At 36.6% G+C, this 21,037-nt stretch carries 17 protein-coding genes and 1 pseudogene; 8 read left to right on the forward strand and 10 right to left on the reverse strand.

Annotated features, from left to right (window positions below; genetic code table 11):
- Nucleotides 1–22 precede the first annotated feature (22 nt).
- The 5 genes from ASC84_RS05070 (at nt 23) to ASC84_RS23025 (ending at nt 4,630) form a co-directional block, all read left to right on the forward strand.
- Nucleotides 23–934, forward strand: a complete 912-nt coding sequence (locus ASC84_RS05070) for a DUF6708 domain-containing protein (protein ID WP_227515090.1) — start codon at nt 23–25, stop codon at nt 932–934.
- Nucleotides 931–1,740 (forward strand): hypothetical protein (locus ASC84_RS05075; protein WP_056512387.1); only part of this gene is annotated, 810 nt, incomplete at its 3' end. The genes ASC84_RS05070 and ASC84_RS05075, both read left to right, overlap by 4 nt.
- Before the next feature lie 465 nt (nt 1,741–2,205).
- Nucleotides 2,206–3,201, forward strand: a complete 996-nt coding sequence (locus ASC84_RS05085; RefSeq protein WP_056512268.1) for a DUF6708 domain-containing protein — start codon at nt 2,206–2,208, stop codon at nt 3,199–3,201.
- Nucleotides 3,198–4,256 carry a DUF6708 domain-containing protein gene (locus ASC84_RS05090; RefSeq protein ID WP_227515091.1) on the forward strand — a complete coding sequence of 353 codons (1,059 nt, stop codon included), beginning with the start codon at nt 3,198–3,200 and terminating at the stop codon, nt 4,254–4,256. The genes ASC84_RS05085 and ASC84_RS05090 overlap by 4 nt, the downstream gene beginning before the upstream one ends.
- A gap of 194 nt (nt 4,257–4,450) precedes the next feature.
- Nucleotides 4,451–4,630 (forward strand): hypothetical protein, encoded by a 180-nt coding sequence (locus ASC84_RS23025; protein WP_201784132.1) that lies wholly within the window; start codon nt 4,451–4,453, stop codon nt 4,628–4,630.
- A 23-nt stretch (nt 4,631–4,653) separates the two neighbouring features.
- On the opposite strand, the gene ASC84_RS05095 is transcribed toward ASC84_RS23025, so the two are convergent.
- From ASC84_RS05095 to ASC84_RS23140, 3 genes and pseudogenes are all read right to left on the reverse strand, one after another.
- Nucleotides 4,654–5,640 carry an SUMF1/EgtB/PvdO family nonheme iron enzyme gene (locus ASC84_RS05095; protein ID WP_056512273.1) on the reverse strand — a complete coding sequence of 329 codons (987 nt, stop codon included), beginning with the start codon at nt 5,638–5,640 and terminating at the stop codon, nt 4,654–4,656.
- A 124-nt stretch (nt 5,641–5,764) separates the two neighbouring features.
- Nucleotides 5,765–6,724, reverse strand: a complete 960-nt coding sequence (locus tag ASC84_RS05100; RefSeq protein WP_056512275.1) for an SUMF1/EgtB/PvdO family nonheme iron enzyme — start codon at nt 6,722–6,724, stop codon at nt 5,765–5,767.
- A 137-nt stretch (nt 6,725–6,861) separates the two neighbouring features.
- A pseudogene (locus ASC84_RS23140) lies at nt 6,862–7,000 on the reverse strand (hypothetical protein); the annotation flags it as partial.
- A gap of 107 nt (nt 7,001–7,107) precedes the next feature.
- Here ASC84_RS23140 and ASC84_RS05105 point away from each other — a divergent pair.
- From ASC84_RS05105 to ASC84_RS23145, 3 genes are all read left to right on the forward strand, one after another.
- Entirely contained in the window at nt 7,108–8,094 is a 987-nt protein-coding gene (locus ASC84_RS05105) for a DUF6708 domain-containing protein (RefSeq protein WP_227515092.1), read from the forward strand.
- A gap of 106 nt (nt 8,095–8,200) precedes the next feature.
- Complete coding sequence (locus tag ASC84_RS05110; RefSeq protein ID WP_227515093.1) at nt 8,201–8,899, forward strand: DUF6708 domain-containing protein; 699 nt, start codon at nt 8,201–8,203, stop codon at nt 8,897–8,899.
- The gene (locus ASC84_RS23145; protein WP_227515094.1) at nt 8,884–9,192 is read left to right on the forward strand and encodes a hypothetical protein; all 309 of its coding nucleotides are present in this window, start codon (nt 8,884–8,886) and stop codon (nt 9,190–9,192) included. Before ASC84_RS05110 ends, ASC84_RS23145 begins: the two co-directional genes overlap by 16 nt.
- Nucleotides 9,193–10,714: 1,522 nt before the next feature.
- Here the strand turns inward: ASC84_RS23145 and ASC84_RS05120 are convergent.
- The 7 genes from ASC84_RS05120 to ASC84_RS05150 form a co-directional block, all read right to left on the reverse strand.
- Nucleotides 10,715–12,118 carry an efflux transporter outer membrane subunit gene (locus tag ASC84_RS05120; protein WP_056512282.1) on the reverse strand — a complete coding sequence of 468 codons (1,404 nt, stop codon included), beginning with the start codon at nt 12,116–12,118 and terminating at the stop codon, nt 10,715–10,717.
- Nucleotides 12,119–12,140: 22 nt separating this feature from the next.
- Complete coding sequence (locus ASC84_RS05125) at nt 12,141–14,132, reverse strand: MacB family efflux pump subunit (RefSeq protein WP_056512285.1); 1,992 nt, start codon at nt 14,130–14,132, stop codon at nt 12,141–12,143.
- A 2-nt stretch (nt 14,133–14,134) separates the two neighbouring features.
- Nucleotides 14,135–15,499, reverse strand: a complete 1,365-nt coding sequence (locus tag ASC84_RS05130; RefSeq protein ID WP_004725852.1) for a MacA family efflux pump subunit — start codon at nt 15,497–15,499, stop codon at nt 14,135–14,137.
- Between the two features lie 111 nt (nt 15,500–15,610).
- Entirely contained in the window at nt 15,611–16,603 is a 993-nt protein-coding gene (holA, locus tag ASC84_RS05135; RefSeq protein WP_056512286.1) for a DNA polymerase III subunit delta, read from the reverse strand.
- Between the two features lie 4 nt (nt 16,604–16,607).
- Nucleotides 16,608–17,141 (reverse strand): hypothetical protein, encoded by a 534-nt coding sequence (locus tag ASC84_RS05140; protein WP_004725857.1) that lies wholly within the window; start codon nt 17,139–17,141, stop codon nt 16,608–16,610.
- Nucleotides 17,142–17,353: 212 nt separating this feature from the next.
- Complete coding sequence (gene leuS, locus ASC84_RS05145; protein ID WP_056512289.1) at nt 17,354–19,990, reverse strand: leucine--tRNA ligase; 2,637 nt, start codon at nt 19,988–19,990, stop codon at nt 17,354–17,356.
- 114 nt (nt 19,991–20,104) lie between these two features.
- Nucleotides 20,105–20,500, reverse strand: coding sequence for a DUF4124 domain-containing protein (locus ASC84_RS05150; protein WP_056512292.1), 396 nt, complete (start codon nt 20,498–20,500; stop codon nt 20,105–20,107).
- Nucleotides 20,501–21,037: the final 537 nt, after the last annotated feature.

The raw sequence follows: 21,037 nt of genomic DNA on the forward strand, positions 1-21,037 counted from the left end.
GCATCAGTAAAATGGGTACATGATGAAAAGTAAAATTAAAGAGCATTCGTTTGGTTATGATGTTTTTAAAGAAAATATACCTTTTTCTAGATTAGATGAAGGTGATGTACTTTTATCTCCCTATGATGAATTTAAACGCAATCATAACTGGTCTTTTCTAAGGATGAATAATAATTATATAGAGCTTATAGATCAATCTTATGCTAGGTTGGGAAAAGGAATAAGTCTTTTAGTATTATGTTCTCCTATATTATTTTTAATATTTTATATTCTATATTTATATTTTTCACTTGGTGGGGGTTCTAAAGAGTCTATTTCTTTTTCAATATTTGTCGTAATTTCAGGGTTGATTATCTTTTTTTTACCACTCTATGCATTTTTAGACCCTTTTTTTAAATATGACTACAACAAGGCAGTTTGTAAACCAATTTTATTTAACCGAAAAACAGGCAAGGTGTTTTTTTATTTAACTGAAGCTGAGTATATCGAACGAGATTGGAAAGATGTTGTTTATGTGATGGGGAGCAGTTTTGGACTTTCAGGTATACCACTGAGAGAGCTTAGAGCACATATTGTTGAAGATGGTCTGTTAAAACATACTTTCGTCATTGGCTTCCCAATGATAGGTATATTTCGTACTCAAGGCTTATGGTCATTTATATGTCATTTTATGCATAAGGGACCTGAAGAACTATATCCAAAACCTCATCCGATGTATGGAACGATAGATCCGTTTACTCAATTAACATTTTGCCAACAGGTCATTGGTGCAAAAGAAAGTTATCGAGATACATGGAAGTCATTTCGAATTATTTATCATTATAACTGGGTTCCTGCTCTATTCTCCTATCCTTTTGATCTTGGTAATTTTATTGCAAGGCGAATATTGCTCAATATAATGCCATTTAGTATGTTTGAGATGAAAGATAAATGAAAAATCCATGGTATTTTGTTCCTCGTACTAGAGTCGGAGAAAGTGTAAAAAAGTATCAACTTTTTAAACTGGATACTTTTGAACTCAAACGAGTGATCAATCATAATTTTTCATTGGTTCAAATGAATTCTGGTTATATTGAATTAACAAATAAAAATTACGCGTGGAAGGGGAAAGTATTAATATTTTTATCTGTTTTTGCTTTGCCTATTTTTCTATTAATTATTTATCTATTATTTTTTACTTTAAGTGATGGTGTTGAAGATGAAAAAATTATTATTTATTCGAGTGCTATATTGCTAGCATTTGGCGGATTATACGTTTTTTTTACAATGTTAATTCCTTTTTTGAAATTCGATTTTTTAAAGCCTATTTATTTACCAGTCGTAATAAATAGACAAAAAAAGACAATGACTGTGTGTTCTGATGGGAATAACACCACTCAGTTTTTATTAAACGATTTGTATTTTGATATCGTTCAATCACAAGGTGTAGTGGGACTACCGCTATATGAGTTACATGCCTATATACTTGATGGTGAAGTGATAAAATATGATATACAGTTGGGTACACCCAATATTCATAAAGACTATATAGAAGGCTTTTTACTATTTATAAAAACTTATGTAGAACAGGGGCCTGAACCACTGTACTACAGAAAAGGGATAGATGATCCTGAGCAAGATTATAAAAGTAAATTAACATATTGTTATGATATTCAAGAGAAAAAAGAATCCTTTAAGCAAAGTTGGCAAACCGTGTTTATCAATCATTTTCAGACACCACTCTATGCGCTTATTTTTGCTNATTATTATCAAAACTTATGTAGAACAGGGACCTGAACCCTTGTGCTACAGAAAAGGGATAGACGACCCAGAGCAAGATTATAAAAGTAAATTAACATATTGTTATGATATTCAAGAGAAAAAAGAATCCTTTAAGCAAAGTTGGCAAACCGTGTTTATCAATCATTTTCAGACACCACTCTATGCGCTTATTTTTGCTTTACCTGAATTTGTTCGGTTCTTTGGACGACGAATCACAGTTGTTTTTTCAAAGCCATTTTATTGGAGTGAGGAACTTAAAAAGGAGCACGTTATAGATGGAAATGATCCATATATTGTGACAGCAAAAGACAATTTGAAATTTGGTTTTTTTAGTGTGAAAGATAAATGATAAAGCGCGTCAGCGCTTTGATTTTTAATGATTAAAATGAAAATTATATTTTTTTGAGCTTAATATTTGGAAGCATAAGTAAACATGGTTGCATAATGAAAAGAAAAATTAAAAAACATTCGTTTGGTTATGATGTTTTTAAAGAAAATATACCTTTTTCTAGATTAGATGAAGGTGATGTACTTTTATCTCCCTATGATGAATTCAAACGTAATCATAACTGGTCTTTTCTAAGCATGAATGATGATTATATTGAACTTATAGATCAATCTTATGCGAGGTTAGGAAAAGGAATAAGTCTTTTAGTTTTTATATCACCTTTAATATTTTTTATAATTGGTTGCTTGGTCTACATGTTGGTTAAACCATTTTATAATGAAGGTGTTTTCTTATATATATTTATTGTATTTGTTTATTTATTCTTATTGTTTTTTACATTATATGGTTTTTTGAGTCCATACTTTAAGCATGATCATAAAAAATCTATTTGTAAACCGATTTTATTTAACCGAAAAACAGGCAAAGTATTTTTTTATTTAACTGATGCTGAGTATATAGAACGAGATTGGAAAGATGTTGTTTATGTGATGGGTACAAGCTTTGGGCTTTCTGGATTTACCTTAAGAGAACTTAGAGCGCATATTGTTGAAGATGGTCTGTTAAAACATAGTTTTGTCATTGGCTTTCCTATGATTGGTTGGGGTAATACCCAAGGCTTATGGTCATTTATTTGTCATTTTATGCATAAAGGACCAGAAGAATTGTATCCCAAGCCTAATCCGATGTATGGAACGATAGACCCTTTTACTCAATTGACATTTTGTCAGCAGGTCATTGGTGCAAAAGAAAGTTATCGAGATACATGGAAGTCATTTCGAATCATTTATCATGATAACTGGGTTCCTGCTTTATTTTCCTATCCTTTTGACGTGTGTAATTTTATTGCAAGACGAATATTGCTTAATATAAAGCCTCTACCTATATGGCATAAAGAGGTCATCCTTAAAAATAAAATGGAAAAAGAACGACCAGAGGAAATTAGCTTTAAAGACAACTTTGAATTTAGTATGTTTGAGATGAAAGATAAATGATAAAGCGCGTAAGCGCTTCTATCTTTAATTATATTAATAGGTTAACTATGCTAAATGGCACTTTACAATACCCAGTTTATAAGAATGATAGACATCTAACCCCAAAAGAAAAGGACAACATTCTTTCCAAAAGAGCCACTTATAAATCAAATATTTCTCATAGCTATAATTTTATAAAAATGAATTCTACCTATATGGAATGTGTGAATAATAGCTTTTTCTTAAAGGGGAATTCTTATTTTAATTTGCTCGGTGTTTTTTTTGTAGCAGTTCCGGTTATTTTAATTGTTTGGCTTATATTTTTTTATATTACAGTAATTCGTGATGATGAAAGTTTATTAGCTTTTATAGTAGTTTTTTCTCCAATGCATATTTTATTTTTTTGTATTCTTTATGTTTTTTATAAAGGCTTTCAGAATTTTAAAAAGTATGAAAAATTAGGCTATAACTATTATCCAATCCGATTCAACAGAATAAATCAAAAAGTCTATGTTTATGATGTAAGTGGCCAAATATTCATAGGTGATTGGAATAAAATTGACTTTATTTTAAATAGTCGACTTGGTGGATATGAGGGTACTTTTTGGGAAGTCAAAGGGTTTATCAAGGATAACAAAGATTTGATAGTTTATACCTTTGCCTTTGCACTCAGTAAGAATAAAAAACAAGAGACACTGGAGATATGGGAATTTATCAAAGAATATATGAATAATGGACCTGAGAAACTTTATTTTAATAAAAAGGTAGCAGGTGTAATTCATCGCCTACCCTCTGAAAAGTTAAGTTATTGTCTAAATATCGAAGTACACCCTGAGTCTTTAGAAACCAGTAAGGAAATCGTTGCTTTAGACTATCAAAGTGAAATTCGATCATTCTACTCACGAGCAATGATCAAAATTTTAGGGAATACTCGGAACAAATTTATTCGTGCTGATAAACAACCAAAATGGCCTCAGAATGTGGAAAATGAATGTCAGGTTGATGCTACAGACCCCTATGTTGTTGATGCTTCGACAACATACCAACTTGATACATTTGCAAAAATAATCAAATAAAAAAGCCCCTCAGGGCTTTCTCATCTCAACACATTCTTAAGGTAATTGCTTAATCGGACTGCCACCCAAAGCTTGCATCAAAGTGACATAAGCATTGTATTAATACCGACCAAGAGTATGAGGGAGATGATCTTAACCACTGGTTAGAGTTATATCTGAAGTACCGTAAAGGGGCGCAGAAAGTGAGAAATCATATGAATTATATGATTGTACGTAATCAAAATGATCCGCGTTTTCGTGAGCTTGAACTACAACAAAATTTACCAGGTGCTCTGGGAAATGAAGATAGAGTATTAATGGCCAGTAATTTGCAAATTTTGGAGCCTTTTGAAAAACAAAGTAAAGCTAATGATGTAATTGAGTATAAGGTATAATTCTTATACCCAATTAGACTTTATCAGAGATTTACAGCACATCGTACGGAGTTATTTTTATTAAAGTCGTGTTCACCATCTTTAAAATCTAGCTCTTTTAACTCTTTAGCTAATTTGGGATCAGCTATTGGATGCATTGAATGACGGCTAATAGTTAACCCTCCTGACATTTTTATATTTTGCCCATCATCAGGAAAAGAACTACGTACCACCCTTTTTGTTCCTGTAGAGGGTCCTTGAGGGTTATGTTCAGGTGATTTACGATAATATTCAGGATCATACCAATCCAGCATCCATTCATAATTATCGGTAACCATGTCATAGAAGCCCATAGCAGTTGGCGGAAACTGTTTTAGTAAAGGTACAACTTCTACAGTTTTATATTTAGAAGTAGTTTGATTGCGTTGATCAAAACTCCAAATATTTTTACCATTTTCAAGTTTGCCATTATTGGTGGGATACATAACCATTTGCCCTCGATTACGAGCAGCATATTCCCATTGGGCTTCAGTCGGTAGATCCATATTTAAATTTAGTTGCGTACCCAACCATTTACAGTAGTCACGTCCTTGTTGCCAATTGATACCTGCCGCTACTTCAGGTATTCGATTTTTTTTAGAATATTCATCAAATACACCTACAGGCTTTTGTTGAGTCGCTGCTGTATAAATATCAAAATCAGCATAAGTGGCTTTGGTTGCACTGAGTTTGTAGTCGCTTAGAGTAACTTTATGAAGAGGAACGGCATCCCCATCATAAGCAAGTTTATCTTTACTATGTTGTGGGCCAAAATCTCCCATCATAAATGTTCCACCTTTAACAAGGATGAACTCTTTTTGCGTTTTTTCTAATAAGCCTTGTACTTTTTTTTGTAGTTCAGAATCTAACTGAGCAATAGCTATGATTTCTTTGGATTGAGTATTATTTGTTGCTTGTTTAGATTCAGTACTTTTTGCACAGGCACTTAAAGCAAAAGTAGACAGTAGTATTAGGACCAGATTTTGTTTCATTATTTTTAAATAAGATTATCAGTATTTTAGTTTTATTTTAACTGCTAATTTGCACGATATAAAGGTTGATTCTGTTAAAAAATATTAAGGTCAAACGAGCTTTGAGTTTTATAACAAAGACAATTTAGGATAAAGGTGTAGGGCTATTGGCAGCACATCTAACTGAAGTAGTGTAATAGCGAGAAAAATCCTTTCCTTTTAAACCAGGTTCTTTAAACATTCTGGAAAATGTAAAACCAAAAGCAGTACGGATCATATATTCATCATTAATATTGGTACTTCTAAGTACTTTTGCAGTAGCTGTCTCGGGCCCTTTGGGGTTTTTTTCAGGCGATTTAGCATAATAGTCAGGCGCATACCAGTCAGCGACCCATTCTAAGTTTTCATTGATTAAATCGTAAAAACCCAATGGAGTAGGCTGATGGGTACCGAGTTGAGTGATGAGTATTATCGAATTCTCTGCAACAGTTTCTGTAAATGCTTGTTGTTGTTCATAGCTATTAAAGTTTTTACCATACTCTACTTTACCATTATGGGTTGGATAGACGACTTGTTGCCCGCGGTTACGAGCAGCATATTCCCATTGTGCTTCGGTTGGTAAGTCCATAGGTACATCTAATTGCTTGCCTAACCATTGGCAATAATCACGAGCTTGATACCAATTCAGTCCAGCCGCTGCATTTTTATATCGTAGATCTTGCAAATCAGGATCATCCATAACTTTAGGCTCTCCTGTTGCTGCGCTATAAGTGTCTAGGTCTTCATAACTGGACTTATATGCATTTAGGCTATAACTATCTAAAGTGACCTTGTGTAAAGGTTTACTATGTCCATCGCCATCAAAAGGTAAATTTCCTTTATTCACGAGTTCACCGAAGTCCCCCATCATAAAAGATCCACCCTGTACAAAAATCATGTTCTTTTTGGTTTTGTCTACCAGTGTTTTAATTCGTTCCTGTAACTCAACATCATTTTTTTCATTGGACTTTTGAGCTGTTGAATTGGTATTTGTCTCGTTGGTTGTTTTTGCACAAGCAGATAAGGCTAAGCTTGAGAGTAAAATAGCGATTATATTGTGTTTCATTATATTGTTTTAAATTATGGAGTTGACTAAATATAAATCAATCATAAGATAAATTGAATCTTTCGGAAAGAGTGTTTGTGTTATTCAAATAGTAATTAAAAAAAAGCCCCTCAGGGCTTTCTCATCTCAACGCATTCTTAAGGTAACTGCTTAATCGGGCTACCACCCAAAGCTTGCATTAAAGTGACATAAGCATTGTATTGGCTTTGCTTGGACTAAAGACAAACGAGCACTACGTGTGGTTTCTTGGGCATCCAAAACATTTTTTAAAGCAATTGTGTCGTTAAGATACTGGACAATAGCTTTTTTATAGTCGAATTCATTGCTATTATAAGATTAGATTTAATTTAAAATTATGAAATACAAGTAAAAATGGTTGCATAATGAAAAGTAAAATTAAAAAACATGTGTTTGGTTATGATGTTTTTAAGGAAAATATACCTTTTTCAAAATTAGATAAAGGTGATGTACTGTTAAATCCTCATGATGAGTTTAAACGTAATCATAATTGGTCTTTTTTAAGCATGAATGATGACTATATTGAGCTTATTGACCAATCTTATGCAAGGTTAGGGAAAGGAATCAGTCTTTTAGTTTTATGTTTTCCTGTATTGTTATTAATATTTCATATCCTATATTTGTATTTTACACTTGGTGGAGGTCCTAATGAGTCTATTTATTTTTCAATATTTGTCGTTATTTCTGCATTGATTACCTTCTTTTTACCACTATACGCATTTTTGAATCCTTTCTTTAAATATGATTATAAAAAGCCAATATGTAAACCGATCTTGTTTAACCGAAAAACAGGCAAAGTATTTTTTTATTTAACTGATGCTGAGTATATCGAGCGAGATTGGAAAGATGTGGTTTATGTGATGGGGAATAGCTTTGGTTTTTCAGGTGCACCTTTAAGAGAGCTTAGAGCGCATATTGTTGAAGGTGGTCTGTTAAAACATACTTTTGTCATTGGCTTCCCGATGATGGGTATATTCCGTACCCAAGGCTTATGGTCATTTATATGTCATTTTATGCATAAAGGGCCAGAAGAATTGTATCCAAAGCCTAATCCGATGTATGGAACAATAGATCCGTTTACGCAATTAACATTTTGCCAACAGGTCATTGGTGCAAAAGAAAGTTATCGGGATACGTGGAAATCATTTCGAATTATTTATCATGATAATTGGGTTCCTGCTTTATTTTCTTTTCCTTTTGATCTTGGTAATTTTATTGCAAGACGAATATTGCTTAATATAAAACCTCTACCTGTATGGCATAAAGAGGTTATCCTTAAAATAAAATGGAACAACAACGTCCAGAGGAGATCAGCTTTAAAGACAACTTTGAATTTAGTATGTTTGAGATGAAAGATAAATGATAAAGCGCGCAAGCGCTTTGATTTTTTGGAATTAAAAAGAAAATTATATTTTTTGATAGCTTGATATTTGGAAGCATCAGTAAAATGGTTACATGATGAAAAATAAAATTAAAAAACATGTGTTTGGTTATGATGTGTTTAAAGAAAACATACCTTTTTCAAAATTAGATAAAGGTGATGTACTGTTAAATCCTCATGATGAGTTTAAACGTAATCATAACTGGTCTTTTTTAAGAATGAATGATGATTATATAGAGCTTATAGATCAATCTTATGCAAGGTTAGGGAAGGGAGTCAGTATTTTAATAATGTTGTTTCCTGTATTTTTAATTTCACTTCATTTTATATATTTTATTTTTAATATAGGTGGGGATAAAAATTTTGGCATCTCATTTTTAATAATGTTTATAATATTTTTGATATGGCTACTTCCATTAATTTCTACTCTTATACCATACTTTAACCATGATCATAAAAAACCTATTTGTAAACCGATTTTATTTAACCGAAAAACAGGCAAGGTGTTTTTTTATTTAACTGATGCTGAGTATATAGAGCGAGATTGGAAAGATGTTGTTTATGTAATGGGTACAAGCTTTGGTCTTTCAGGATTTACCTTAAGAGAACTGAGAGCGCATATTGTTGAAGATGGTCTGTTAAAACATACTTTTGTCATTGGCTTTCCAATGATTGGTTGGGATAACACCCAAGGCTTATGGTCATTTATATGTCATTTTATGCATAAGGGCCAGAAGAATTGTATCCAAAGCCTAATCCGATGTATGGAACAATAGATCCGTTTACTCAATTAACATTTTGCCAACAGGTCATTGGTGCACAAGAAAGTTATCGAGATACATGGAAGTCATTTCGAATCATTTATCATGATAACTGGGTTCCTGCTTTATTTTCCTATCCTTTTGATGTGTGTAATTTTATTGCAAGACGAATATTGCTTAATATAAAGCCTCTACCTGTCTGGCATAAAGAGGTTATCCTTAAAAATAAAATGGAAAAAGAACGACCAGAGGAAATTAGTTTTAAAGACAACTTTGAATTTAGTATGTTTGAGATGAAAGATAAATGAAAAATCCATGGTATTTTGTTCCTCGTACTAGAGTCGGAGAAAGTGTAAAAAAGTATCAACTTTTTAAGTCGAATTATTTATCATTATAACTGGGTTCCTGCTCTATTCTCCTATCCTTTTGATCTTGGTAATTTTATTGCAAGGCGAATATTGCTCAATATAATGCCTCTACCTATATGGCATAAAGAGGTCATCCTTAAAAATAAAATGGAACTACAACGCCCAGAGGAAATCAGCTTTAAAGACAACTTTGAATTTAGTATGTTTGAGATGAAAGATAAATGAAAAATCCATGGTATTTTGTTCCTCGTACTAGAGTCGGAGAAAGTGTAAAAAAGTATCAACTTTTTAAGCTGGATACTTTTGAACTGAAACGAGTGATCAATCATAATTTTTCATTGGTTCAAATGAATTCTGGTTATATTGAATTAACAAATAGAAATTATGTGTGGAAAGGAAAAAATTTAATCTTTTTATTTTTATTGGCTATTCCTTATGTTCTTTTAGTTCTGTTTGGTAGTTATTTTATTTTAAAAGATGGTGTCGAAGATGAAAAAATAATTATTTATTCAGGTGCAATTTTGCTAATGGCTGGAGGATTGTATATTTTTTTTACAATGTTAATTCCCTTTTTGAAATTCGATTTTTTAAAGCCCCTTTATTTACCAGTTTTAATAAATAGACAAAATAATTCGATGACAGTGTGCTCTGAAGGGAATAGCACCTCTCAGTTTTTATTAGATGATTTGTATTTTGATATCGTTCAATCGCAAGGTGTCGTTGGACTACCGTTGTATGAGTTACATGCCTATATACTTGATGGTGAAGTGATAAAACATGATATACAGTTGGGTACACCCAATATTCATAAAGACTATATAGAAGGATTTTTATTATTTATCAAAACTTATGTAGAACAGGGACCTGAACCCTTGTGCTACAGAAAAGGGATAGACGACCCAGAGCAAGATTATAAAAGTAAATTAACATATTGTTATGATATTCAAGAGAAAAAAGAATCCTTTAAGCAAAGTTGGCAAACCGTGTTTATCAATCATTTNGAGCAAGATTATAAAAGTAAATTAACATATTGTTATGATATTCAAGAGAAAAAAGAATCCTTTAAGCAAAGTTGGCAAACCGTGTTTATCAATCATTTTCAGACACCACTCTATGCGCTTATTTTTGCCATACCTGAATTTATTCGGTTCTTTGGACGACGAATCACAGTTCTTTTTTCAAAATCATTCTATTGGAGCGAACAGCTTAAAAAGGATAATCCCGTAGATGAAAATGATCCCTATATAGTGACGGCGAAAGACAATTTAAAATTTGGTTTCTTTAGCGTGAAAGATAAATAAAAAGATTAAAATTAATTTTTATCTTTAATTATATTAATAGGTTAACTATGTTTAATGGTACTTTACAATACCCAGTTTATAAGAATGGTAGCGTATTGACCCAAAAAGAAAACATAGCATTAAAAAAAAGCCCCTCAGGGCTTTCTTATCTCAACACATTCTTAAGGTAATTGCTTAATCGGACTGCCACCCAAAGCTTGCATCAAAGTGACATAAGCATTGTATTGGCTTTGCTTGGCTTGGACTAAAGACAAACGAGCACTACGTGTGGTTTCTTGGGCATCCAAAACATTTTTTAAAGCAATTGCACCATTACGATAACGTACATTGGTCAAACGTTCTGTTTTTTCCGCAAGTTCCAAGTTCTTTTGTTGAAAGGCGACTTGTTTATCTAGCTCCGTACGATTCGACAATGCATTTTCAGTATCTGCAAAAGCTTGGTACAAGGTATTGCGATATTGAACAATGGCTTTTTCATAGTCAAGTTCACTGATTTTTAAATTCTTTTGCATATCATTATATTGCAAAAACGGCAGGCTTAAGCTTGCGCCTAAAGTCAGGGCAGGATTTTTCAATAAATTTGTCAATGATGTGCTGGTTGAACCTAAATTCCCCGTCAAACTGATTGAAGGATAATAGCTGGCTTTGGTGGCATCTTTGGTCGCCAAAGATTCACGTAAACGCAATTCGGCTGCTTTTAAATCTGGACGGCGCGACAAAATATCTGCCGGCAAACCTGCTGAGATATTGGGTAGACTGATCTGCGGTAATTGCTGTGGTTCTTGAATATTTAACTGTTGCACAGGTATTTGTAATAACACGGCCAAAGCGGTACGTGTTTCAACACGTTGCTGTTCAATTTGACTTAAACTGGCTTTTTGGCTTTGTACCGATTGCTCAGCTTGGGTCAAATCTAGTCCTGAAACTGCGCCAGCGCGATATTGAGTACGCACCAATTCAAAGGTTTTTTGAGTGGCGGCTAAGCTCTGTTGGGCAGAGCTATAGCGTTCATTTAAATAACCCAATTGCCAATATAAATTTGCGGTTGTGGCAATTAAGGTCTGCCCAGTCGCTTGTAAGTCTTGTTCAGTGGCTAAAGATTCCCACTTCGATGCTTCCGTTTGACGTGCTAATTTTCCAAACAAATCCACTTCATAACTGACACCAGCACTGAGAGATAGACCTTTGGCAGCATCATCACCTGAATGAAGGTCAAAGCTATGGCCCGTAGATACTCCAGAATTAACACGAGGACCTTGTTGGTCTCGCGCTAAGCCAGCTCTTAAACGGGCTGTTTGTAAGTTAATCCCTGCAACAGCTAAATCAGCATTGCGTTGAATCACTTGATTGACCAGTTGATTTAACTGAGCATCACCAAATAAGGTCCACCACTGATCTGCATATAAATCTGCCTGAACGTGTTTAGATTTTGCATTGTCATAAATAAAACCATTTGGAATTTGCACAGCAGGGGCCTCGTATGGGGTTTTAACCACAGCCGCACAACCGACCAATGAACTCCCAAGAATCAAGGCGCTTGCAAGTTTGCTTAAATTCATTTGCATTAATAATTTCCTTATTCTTCGGTTATTCACGCGAAAGTGCATCAACAGGATTGAGCTGTGCTGCATTACGAGCTGGGATAAATCCAAATACCACACCAATCAATGTTGAACATACAAATGCCGCAATGATTGAGGTGCTTGAATACGCCATTTGAAAACTGCCTTTGGCAATATGTCCAATCAACTGTCCAATGCCTAAAGAGAGCAGGACCCCTAAGATACCGCCCAAAATACACACCAAAACAGCTTCGATCAGGAACTGTTGCAGAATGTCACTTTGCCGAGCACCTACAGCCATACGCACACCGATTTCTTGGGTACGCTCGGTCACCGACACCAACATGATGTTCATTACCCCAATACCACCGACAACCAATGAAATCACCGCAATGGCTGAAACCAGTAAAGTCATAGTTTGTGTGGTCTGTTCAATGGTTTGACGAATACTGTCAGAGTTTTGAGAAAAGACATCTTGTGCGCCATGACGTTGTTCCAACAAACTTAAAATGGCATTTTCAGCAACCGCAGTTGGATATTCATCTTTAATACGCACGATGATGCTACGAACATTGGATTGTCCTAACATTCGGCTCATGACGGTTGAATAAGGCAGATAAACATTGAGACTGTCTGAGTTGCCCATAAAGCCTTGCTGTGCATCAATCACACCAATGATTCGGCTTGGAACACTCCCCAATAACAGCACTTGCCCTACAGGGTTAGTGCCATCTGCAAAGAAAGTCTTTTCAGTATTGGCATCAATCACCACATCCTGCGCTCGCCCAGTGATACTGTTCTTATCAAAAGCTTGCCCAGATTTAAAGGTCATACCACGTACATAGAAGAAATCAGCACTGACACCATTGACGGTTGCAGAAGCTTCGGTGTCTTTAAAACGCGCTGTTACGCTACTATTGACTGTTGGACTGACTGCTTCGACATAAGGTTGCTCTGAGAGTGCTTCAGCATCTGCTGGAACCAAGGTTTTAAACTGTGCTGTTTTCGAGTTATCACCAAAGCCACGTCCCTGAAAGACGGTAATGGTATTGGTGCCTAAACTGCTGATGTTATCAAGAATCTGCTTTTGTGAGCCATTGCCCAAAGCCACCACCGAGACCACAGATGCAATCCCGATAATAATACCCAGCATGGTTAAAAAGGTACGCATACGGTGGGCATTCATTGCCAGCAATGCCATACGAAAGGCTTCTGCAAAACGATCTAATGCAGAGCGCCATTTGGATGATTTTTTACGATTTGACTTAGGTTCTTGGTCGACAACAACATCAATCTCATCATCATGTTCGGGAACATTTGGCTTATCCGCGATGATGTTACCATCACTGATTTCAATGATACGTGTCGCATTTTTTGCCACATTCATATCATGGGTAACCAGAATAATGGTATGCCCTTTAGCATTGAGCTCACGCAAAATACGCATAACCTCAACACCACTGTGCTTATCTAGTGCGCCAGTTGGTTCATCCGCAAGGATGACATCACCACCATTCATCAAAGCACGTGCAATTGAAACACGCTGTTGTTGTCCACCCGAAAGCTGATTTGGACGGTTTTCAGTTTTTTCACCGAGTCCTAAGTCAGTCAAGATTTCATGTGAACGCTTTTGACGCACACTCGGATCCATACCAGCATAAATCGCTGGAACTTCAACGTTTCCTGCGGCATTTAAATCACCCAGTAAGTGATAGCGCTGGAAAATAAAGCCAAAATATTCACGACGTAATTGCGCGAGCTCATCGGGTTCAAGTTGACCTGTTTCACGTCCATTGACTTGATAACTACCTGATGTAGGTTGATCAAGGCAGCCCAAGATATTCATCAATGTCGATTTACCCGAACCAGATTGCCCTACAATAGCAACCAGTTCACCGGGGTAAATTTTAAGGTTAATACTCTTTAAAATCTGAATAGTGGATTCACCCGCAGGGAACTCACGAATCAGATTACTGACCTCAAGTAGAGGTTTGATCTGATGATTGTTCTGATCCATGCTTAGAGTCTCATTGGGCCACTGTTTTTATTGCTTCGTTTTGCAGAGTCATTGGATGTATCTGAACCATCTGCTAGTACAACTTGATCACCTTCATTGAGGCCACGAAGTACTTGGGCGGTTACACGGTTATTTAAACCAATTAAAACTTGTTTACGTTGAGCACTACCATCCGCCTGTAAAACGCGAACAATCGAAACCGAAGCTTTACCTTGATCAATCAAAGTCTTTTCATCTGCTGTGAGTTCAAGACGTTCTGGGCGATCAGCAGCATTTTGTCCATTTTTATTTGCTTGACCTTGAGGTGCAGATGCTGAACGAGTTGAATTTGCACCAGATGCGCCATTTGCGGATTTATTGGCACGTTGTGGGCGGTTTGAAGACTGTAATGCCGCAGCAGGAACAGTCAGTGCATTTTTGGCTTCAGCCAGAATGATATACACCTGTGCGGTCATATCAATTCGGAGTTTACCGTCATCGTTTGGTACATCGAATAGGGCATTATAATAAATCGCTGTACTTGTTGATGATGAAGATGAGTTGCTTGATGTTTCAGTATTAATTGATTCTGGTGCTGGCTCTACTTGACGCAGTGTTGCATAGCGTTTTTTCTCACTATCACCCAGTGTAGTGAAATAAACTTTTTGACCTTCTTGAACTTTCATGACATCTGCTTCAGACACTTGTGCCTTGATGGTCATGGTGTCCAATTTTGCAAGTTTCACAATAGTCGGTGCACTTTGGTTGGCGTTTACCGTTTGACCTTCTTCGGTCACAATGGCTACCACGGTGCCGTCCATAGGTGCAACAATACGTGTATAACCTAAGTTTTCTTGTGATGTTGCAAGTGTAAGTTTGGATTGCTCAATTTGTGCATCCATCGAAGCAATATCAGCTTGTGCAGTTTTAAATGCGGCTAAGGCACTGTCATAATCTGCTTTAGAGGTTGCATCTTGTGCAAACATATTTTTTTGGCGGTTATATTCTGCCTCAGCTTTGGCTAAAGTCGCCTGTTTGGTTGTCAACTGAGCCTGTTGATTTTTAATACTTGCTTCAGCTGTTTTTAAATCGTTGCTTTGACGCACTGAATCAATTTGTGCAATCAGTTGACCTTGTTTAACTTGGTCACCCAGCTTGACGTACATTTTTTTAACTTGACCCGAAACCTGCGCACCAACGCTCACCATCTTGGTTGCTTCTAAATCACCTGTTGCAAGAACTGCATCTTCAATATCACCACGTGTGACTTCTGAGGTTATATACTGAGGTTGTGTATTTTTAGGCTTTAATACATACCATGCGATTGCGGCAATGATGGCAAGACAAACCGCTATAAGAATGGCTTTGGCTGGTTTTATTTTTGGCATAGCGATAATTGGGCTGAGAGAAAAATTGATCAAATTATAATGATTAAATAAGGATAAAGCGTGAATTTTTCAAAATAAATGGAAATGAGAATTATTCTGTATAATATCTATCTAAGCATTGATAAATAAAGTTTTTCCACATAATTCAGCAATACATTGTTGAATGATATGTTCTGGGCTTTCTTTGCTGAGTCCTTTGATTGCTGCATCTACACGCAATAACAGTTGTGGCCAAGTTAAAAATGAATGTGGATTTAAACGTCTAAGTGCTTGTTGATACAATGAAATCTTGGTTTTCCAAATGCCGAGCTGTAAGGCATTTTGTGGTTGTTCATACAACTGCATCAAAAGACGCATTTCTTTACTAATTGTCCATAAAATTAAACTGTTGGGTTCGCCTGACTCCACAAGATATTGGAAAATTTTAATCGAAAGTGCCAAGTTTCCAGCAATCAATGAATCACTTAAATCAAAGGTGCTATAACGTGATTGATCCTGTAAACATTCTTGTAAGTGTTCAATTGAAATCTGTTTTTGATCTGGGAAGGTATCGGCAACACGCATCAGGCTGTTTTTGGCAGCCAAAAGATTATGTTCATGATGTTGTTCAAGCCAGATCCAGGCATCTTGATTTAACTGGACACCGAGCTGATCTGCTTCGATTGACAATATTCGTTGACGGTCTTGCGGGTAATTTGCGGTTAAAGCAATCACCACACCATTGGCTTCAACTGTTTGAAAGAAACTTGACTTTAGACTACTTGAGTCTTGTTTGGGCATAATGATCACAAGCAAGTTGTGTTCATTATGTTGAATATAGTGTTTGAGTTGTTTGAGTCCATTGGCATCGGGTTTGATATTGCCATGGACTTCAAGTGCAAGATTTTGAGAAAATAAAGATAAGCTATTCAACGCATTAAAGACATTTTTCCAGTCGGAAACGCTATTGAGATCATAGCGTTGTCTTTCTACTTCATGTTTTGCCCAGCTTTTTCTTAAAGCATCGAGTAGGTTTTGTTCTAGAAGTGGTTCTTGACCATGTAAAATCCAAACACCTCGTGCTTCATCAACACGTTTAAGGGCTTGTAAATAGTCAAGTTTCATAGAATTATTGCGCTACAGGTTGGGTCGAAAGAGTACGTGCTTTAGGTAAGCGATTGGCTGCAATTTGACGCGACATTTGTTGTGCAATGTCATCAATCAAAATTTGGCTCAGATATTTATATTGTTGATCATCTGTGTTGACCGTTGCAACATCGTATTGATAACTACGAGATGCATTTAAGGTTCGAGGTTCAGTAATCGGATTCCCTTGTTTATCTTCAATCTGGAAAGTAACACTTAGACGGAGTAGTGTTTCCACTAATTTACCATTTAACTCATGACGAACAGGCTTGTAGTCTAATACTCGTAATACATAAGCGTCACTTGAATTACTCAGTTGGACACCTGTTGCAGTTAAATAAACACTGAGTTTCTTTTCAAGATCTTCAGTATTCGCTGGTAACACCAGTTGTAATTTAGTGTAAACCAAAGGCGTTGCTTGGGCATTGGTGCCCTTTAAATGAAAGCCACAACCTACTAAGCCCGCACTCAGACCCAAAGTTAATACAACTGCAGCAACACGTTGAACTAAATGCATGCTTTGTCCTCATGAAATTCCATTGGATATGGAATATTTAATCTTTATAAATTCACGCCATTTTAGAATCAAAGCCCGTTGAATGACAACGGGCTTTGTTTGGGTTTTGTTTATTCTACTAAAGTCCCTTCTCCCTTAGGGAGAAGGTTAGGATGAGGGGAATGACCTCTCCCTAACCCTCTCCTAGAAGGAGAGGGGATTTAAGCAGGAAATTAAACCACCAAATTCACAAGCTTATTTGGAACCACAATTTCTTTCTTGGTTGGACCTGTTAAGAATTGCTGAACCTCAGGTAACGCTTTAGCCAGTGCCAATAATTCATCTTTCGATGCATCAACAGAGACTTCTAACTTGCCACGAAGCTTACCATTGACTTGAACTACGATGGTTTGTGTATTACGTGTTAATGCAGACTCATCAACCGTAGGGAACAGTACCGAAGTTAAATCGATATCAAACTCAGTCAATAAGGTCTGACTTAAGTGTGGTGCAAATGGTGCAAGTAAAGTCAGTAAAGTGGTAATTGCTTCACGTGCTACAGCAACATCGTTGTCATCTTTTGCTTCAAACTTATTGCTGGCATTGAGCAATTCCATCAAAGCTGCAATCGCGGTATTGAATGCATGACGACGTTCGATGTCATCACCCACTTTTTGAATCGTTTCATGGGTCTTACGACGCAGGTCTTGTGCTTCAGTGGAAAGTTTCGAAGCATCAATTGCTGTTGCATGGTTGCCTTTTTCAAGGAAGCCTGCAACTAAACGCCATACACGTTTTAAGAAACGGTTTGAGCCTTCGACACCAGCATCAGACCATTCTAATGATTGATCTGGTGGTGCAGCAAACATCATAAATACACGTGCAGTATCCGCGCCGTACTGGTCAATAATCGCTTGTGGGTCGATACCGTTATTTTTCGATTTCGACATTTTCTCTTGACCACCAACCACAACGTCTTGACCGTCACCTGAATATTTAGCAGAAAGTACACGACCTTTCTCGTCTTTTTCTAACTCAATATCCGCAGGATTAAACCAAGTTTTTTTACCACTTTCCGCTTCACGATAGAAGGTATCCGCTAAAACCATACCTTGAGTCAATAAGTTGGTAAATGGTTCATTGCCTTGTACCACACCCTCATCACGCATAAGTTTATGGAAGAAGCGTGCATAGAGTAAATGTAGGATTGCATGCTCTACACCACCAATATATTGGTTTACAGGCAACCAAGATTTTGCAGCTTCAGGTTTAACTAAACCACCCGTGAAATCAGGAGAAGCATAACGTGCATAATACCAAGATGATTCTACAAAGGTATCCAAAGTATCGGTTTCACGACGTGCATCACCACCACAGCTTGGACATTTTGTTTGATAGAATTCAGGCATTTTATTTAAAGGATTACCTGAACCATCTGGAACCACATCTGTTGGAAGAACAACAGGCAGTTGATCTTCTGGAACAGTGACTTGACCACACTTGTCACAGTTGATCATCGGAATTGGACAACCCCAGTAACGTTGACGAGAAACCCCCCAGTCACGTAAACGGAATTGAACTTTAGCGCTGGCAAGACCTTGTGGTTCTAATTTGCTTAGGAATGCATCAAAAGCAGCTTGGAAGTCTAAACCGTCAAATTCAGACGAATTGACCAATTTACCTTCTTTAGAACCGTACCATTCCTGCCATTCAGACGCAGAATATTCGGCATCATCTGAGCCTTTGGCATCAATGACTTGTTTGATTGGTAAGTTGAATTTATTGGCAAACTCAAAATCACGTTCATCATGTGCTGGAACGGCCATCACCGCGCCTGAACCATATGACATCAATACATAGTTTGCGATCCAAACAGGAATATCTTGACCCGTAACAGGGTGTTTAACTGATAAACCTGTTGCCATGCCTTTTTTCTCAGCAGTCGCAAGATCCGCTTCTGCAACAGAACCCATACGGCATTCTTCAATAAAGGCAGCAAGTTCTGGCTTGCCTGCTTCTGATTGGATCGCAGCAGCTTTGAGTGCTAGAGGGTGTTCAGCTGCAACCGCAACATAAGTTACCCCCATCAAGGTATCGGCACGTGTGGTATAAACCGTTAAACCATCTGCATAAACTTCAGGATTTGCCGACGGGAAGGTAATGTCCATACCTGTTGAACGACCAATCCAATTGCGTTGCATGGTTAAAACTTGTTGTGGCCAACCGTCTTTTAAGGTATCTAAATCGTCTAATAATTCTTGTGCATAATCGGTAATACGAAAGTAATACATTGGAATATCACGTTTTTCTACCAATGCACCTGAACGCCAACCACGTCCATTTTCAACTTGTTCATTTGCAAGAACAGTTTGGTCTACAGGATCCCAGTTCACTGTAGACAGCTTGCGATAGATCAAGCCTTTTTTATAGAGCTGTACAAATAACCATTGTTCCCAGTGGTAATACTCTGGTGTACAGGTGGCAAATTCGCGATCCCAGTCAACAGATAGACCAAGTTTCTTCAATTGATCGCGCATATATGCAATGTTTTCAAAGGTCCACTTTGCTGGCGCAACTTGATGGGCAATCGCTGCATTTTCAGCAGGTAAGCCGAAAGCATCCCAACCCATCGGTTGTAGCACAGTTTCACCTTTGAGACGGTGAAAACGGCTGATTACATCACCAATAGTATAATTACGCACATGACCCATATGCAGTTTGCCGCTTGGGTAAGGGAACATCGAGAGGATATAACGACGTGGACCTTCTACAGTGTCGGCAACTTTAAACGATTTGCGATCTTCCCAGTCTTTTTGGACTTGAGGCTCAATCGCATTTGCTTGATATTCAGGGTCAATATGAGTAGTCATAAATGTATTTGAGAATAATGGTTAAAAAACTGTGCACACAGCATAGCGCAAAATCCATCAAAAAGTGAATTTTGCGCGCTTTTAAATCTGAAAACTTGTGATTTTACTTTTAATTTAATTATTGACTGGGGCAACACTAATAGGTGTATTTTGCCCATTTTGTGGAACAACATTCGGCTGTTGTGTATTCGGTGGGTTAACCACTGGTGCTGGGGTTACCGGTTGAGTACCTTGTGGTTGCCCATTTTGAGGCTGATTTTGTGGTGTATGCGGCTGAGCTGTTGGCGTTGGGTTGTTTGGTATCGAATCTCCATGATAGCCATAAGTATTCACCTTGCTTTGGCTACGTGCATTCTTCGGCGGCGGTGTGGTGGTGTAATGGGTAGAGCCTTTGCTGTCTACCCATTTATAATACTGTTTTGCATGACTGGCGCTGACCCCAACCATAGAGAATAAGGCAAAAATTGTCGATACAAAAACCGTGTGTGCAAAGCGTTGACGTTGTTTCATTTTATAAAACCTTTGAGTCATTTTTTATTCAGATGAAAACGAAAAATCATTCTGCTATCTAATATACATTGGATTGTTTTCGCTTGATCTGGGTATTTTAGAAATCGTATTTATTTTATACGGAAAAATAAAATTTTAAATAATTCTTTTGCAATTTTATTGGCTTATAAGTCTTTGAAAATTTTATTTATAAGACAACCAAAAAAAAGGAATAGTTTTAAAAATAAACGCTTGGTAAATAAACAATAAAAAGCCTGATAGAAACCTTGACTTTGTTCGCTAAAACTACAAAAATGCTTGCTTTAGTTTCAGATGTTTTTTTCGATCACCCTTCGAGTAAAAATATCAAAGCAAGCAATAACATTTTCTCTAAGCCGAGAAAATGACTCTACCGAAGCATGTTTATCCCAACATATTTCAGTGATTCATACAGCTCAAACAGCTGCGTGACGATTTATTTTTTTATTGCTGCAAAAACTAGTAAATATGTGTGCTATAACAGAGCGCACAATCAATGAATGAAACACGGCCTGTGTC

The organism is Acinetobacter sp. Root1280 (assembly GCF_001425285.1).
GTDB lineage: Bacteria > Pseudomonadota > Gammaproteobacteria > Pseudomonadales > Moraxellaceae > Acinetobacter > Acinetobacter guillouiae.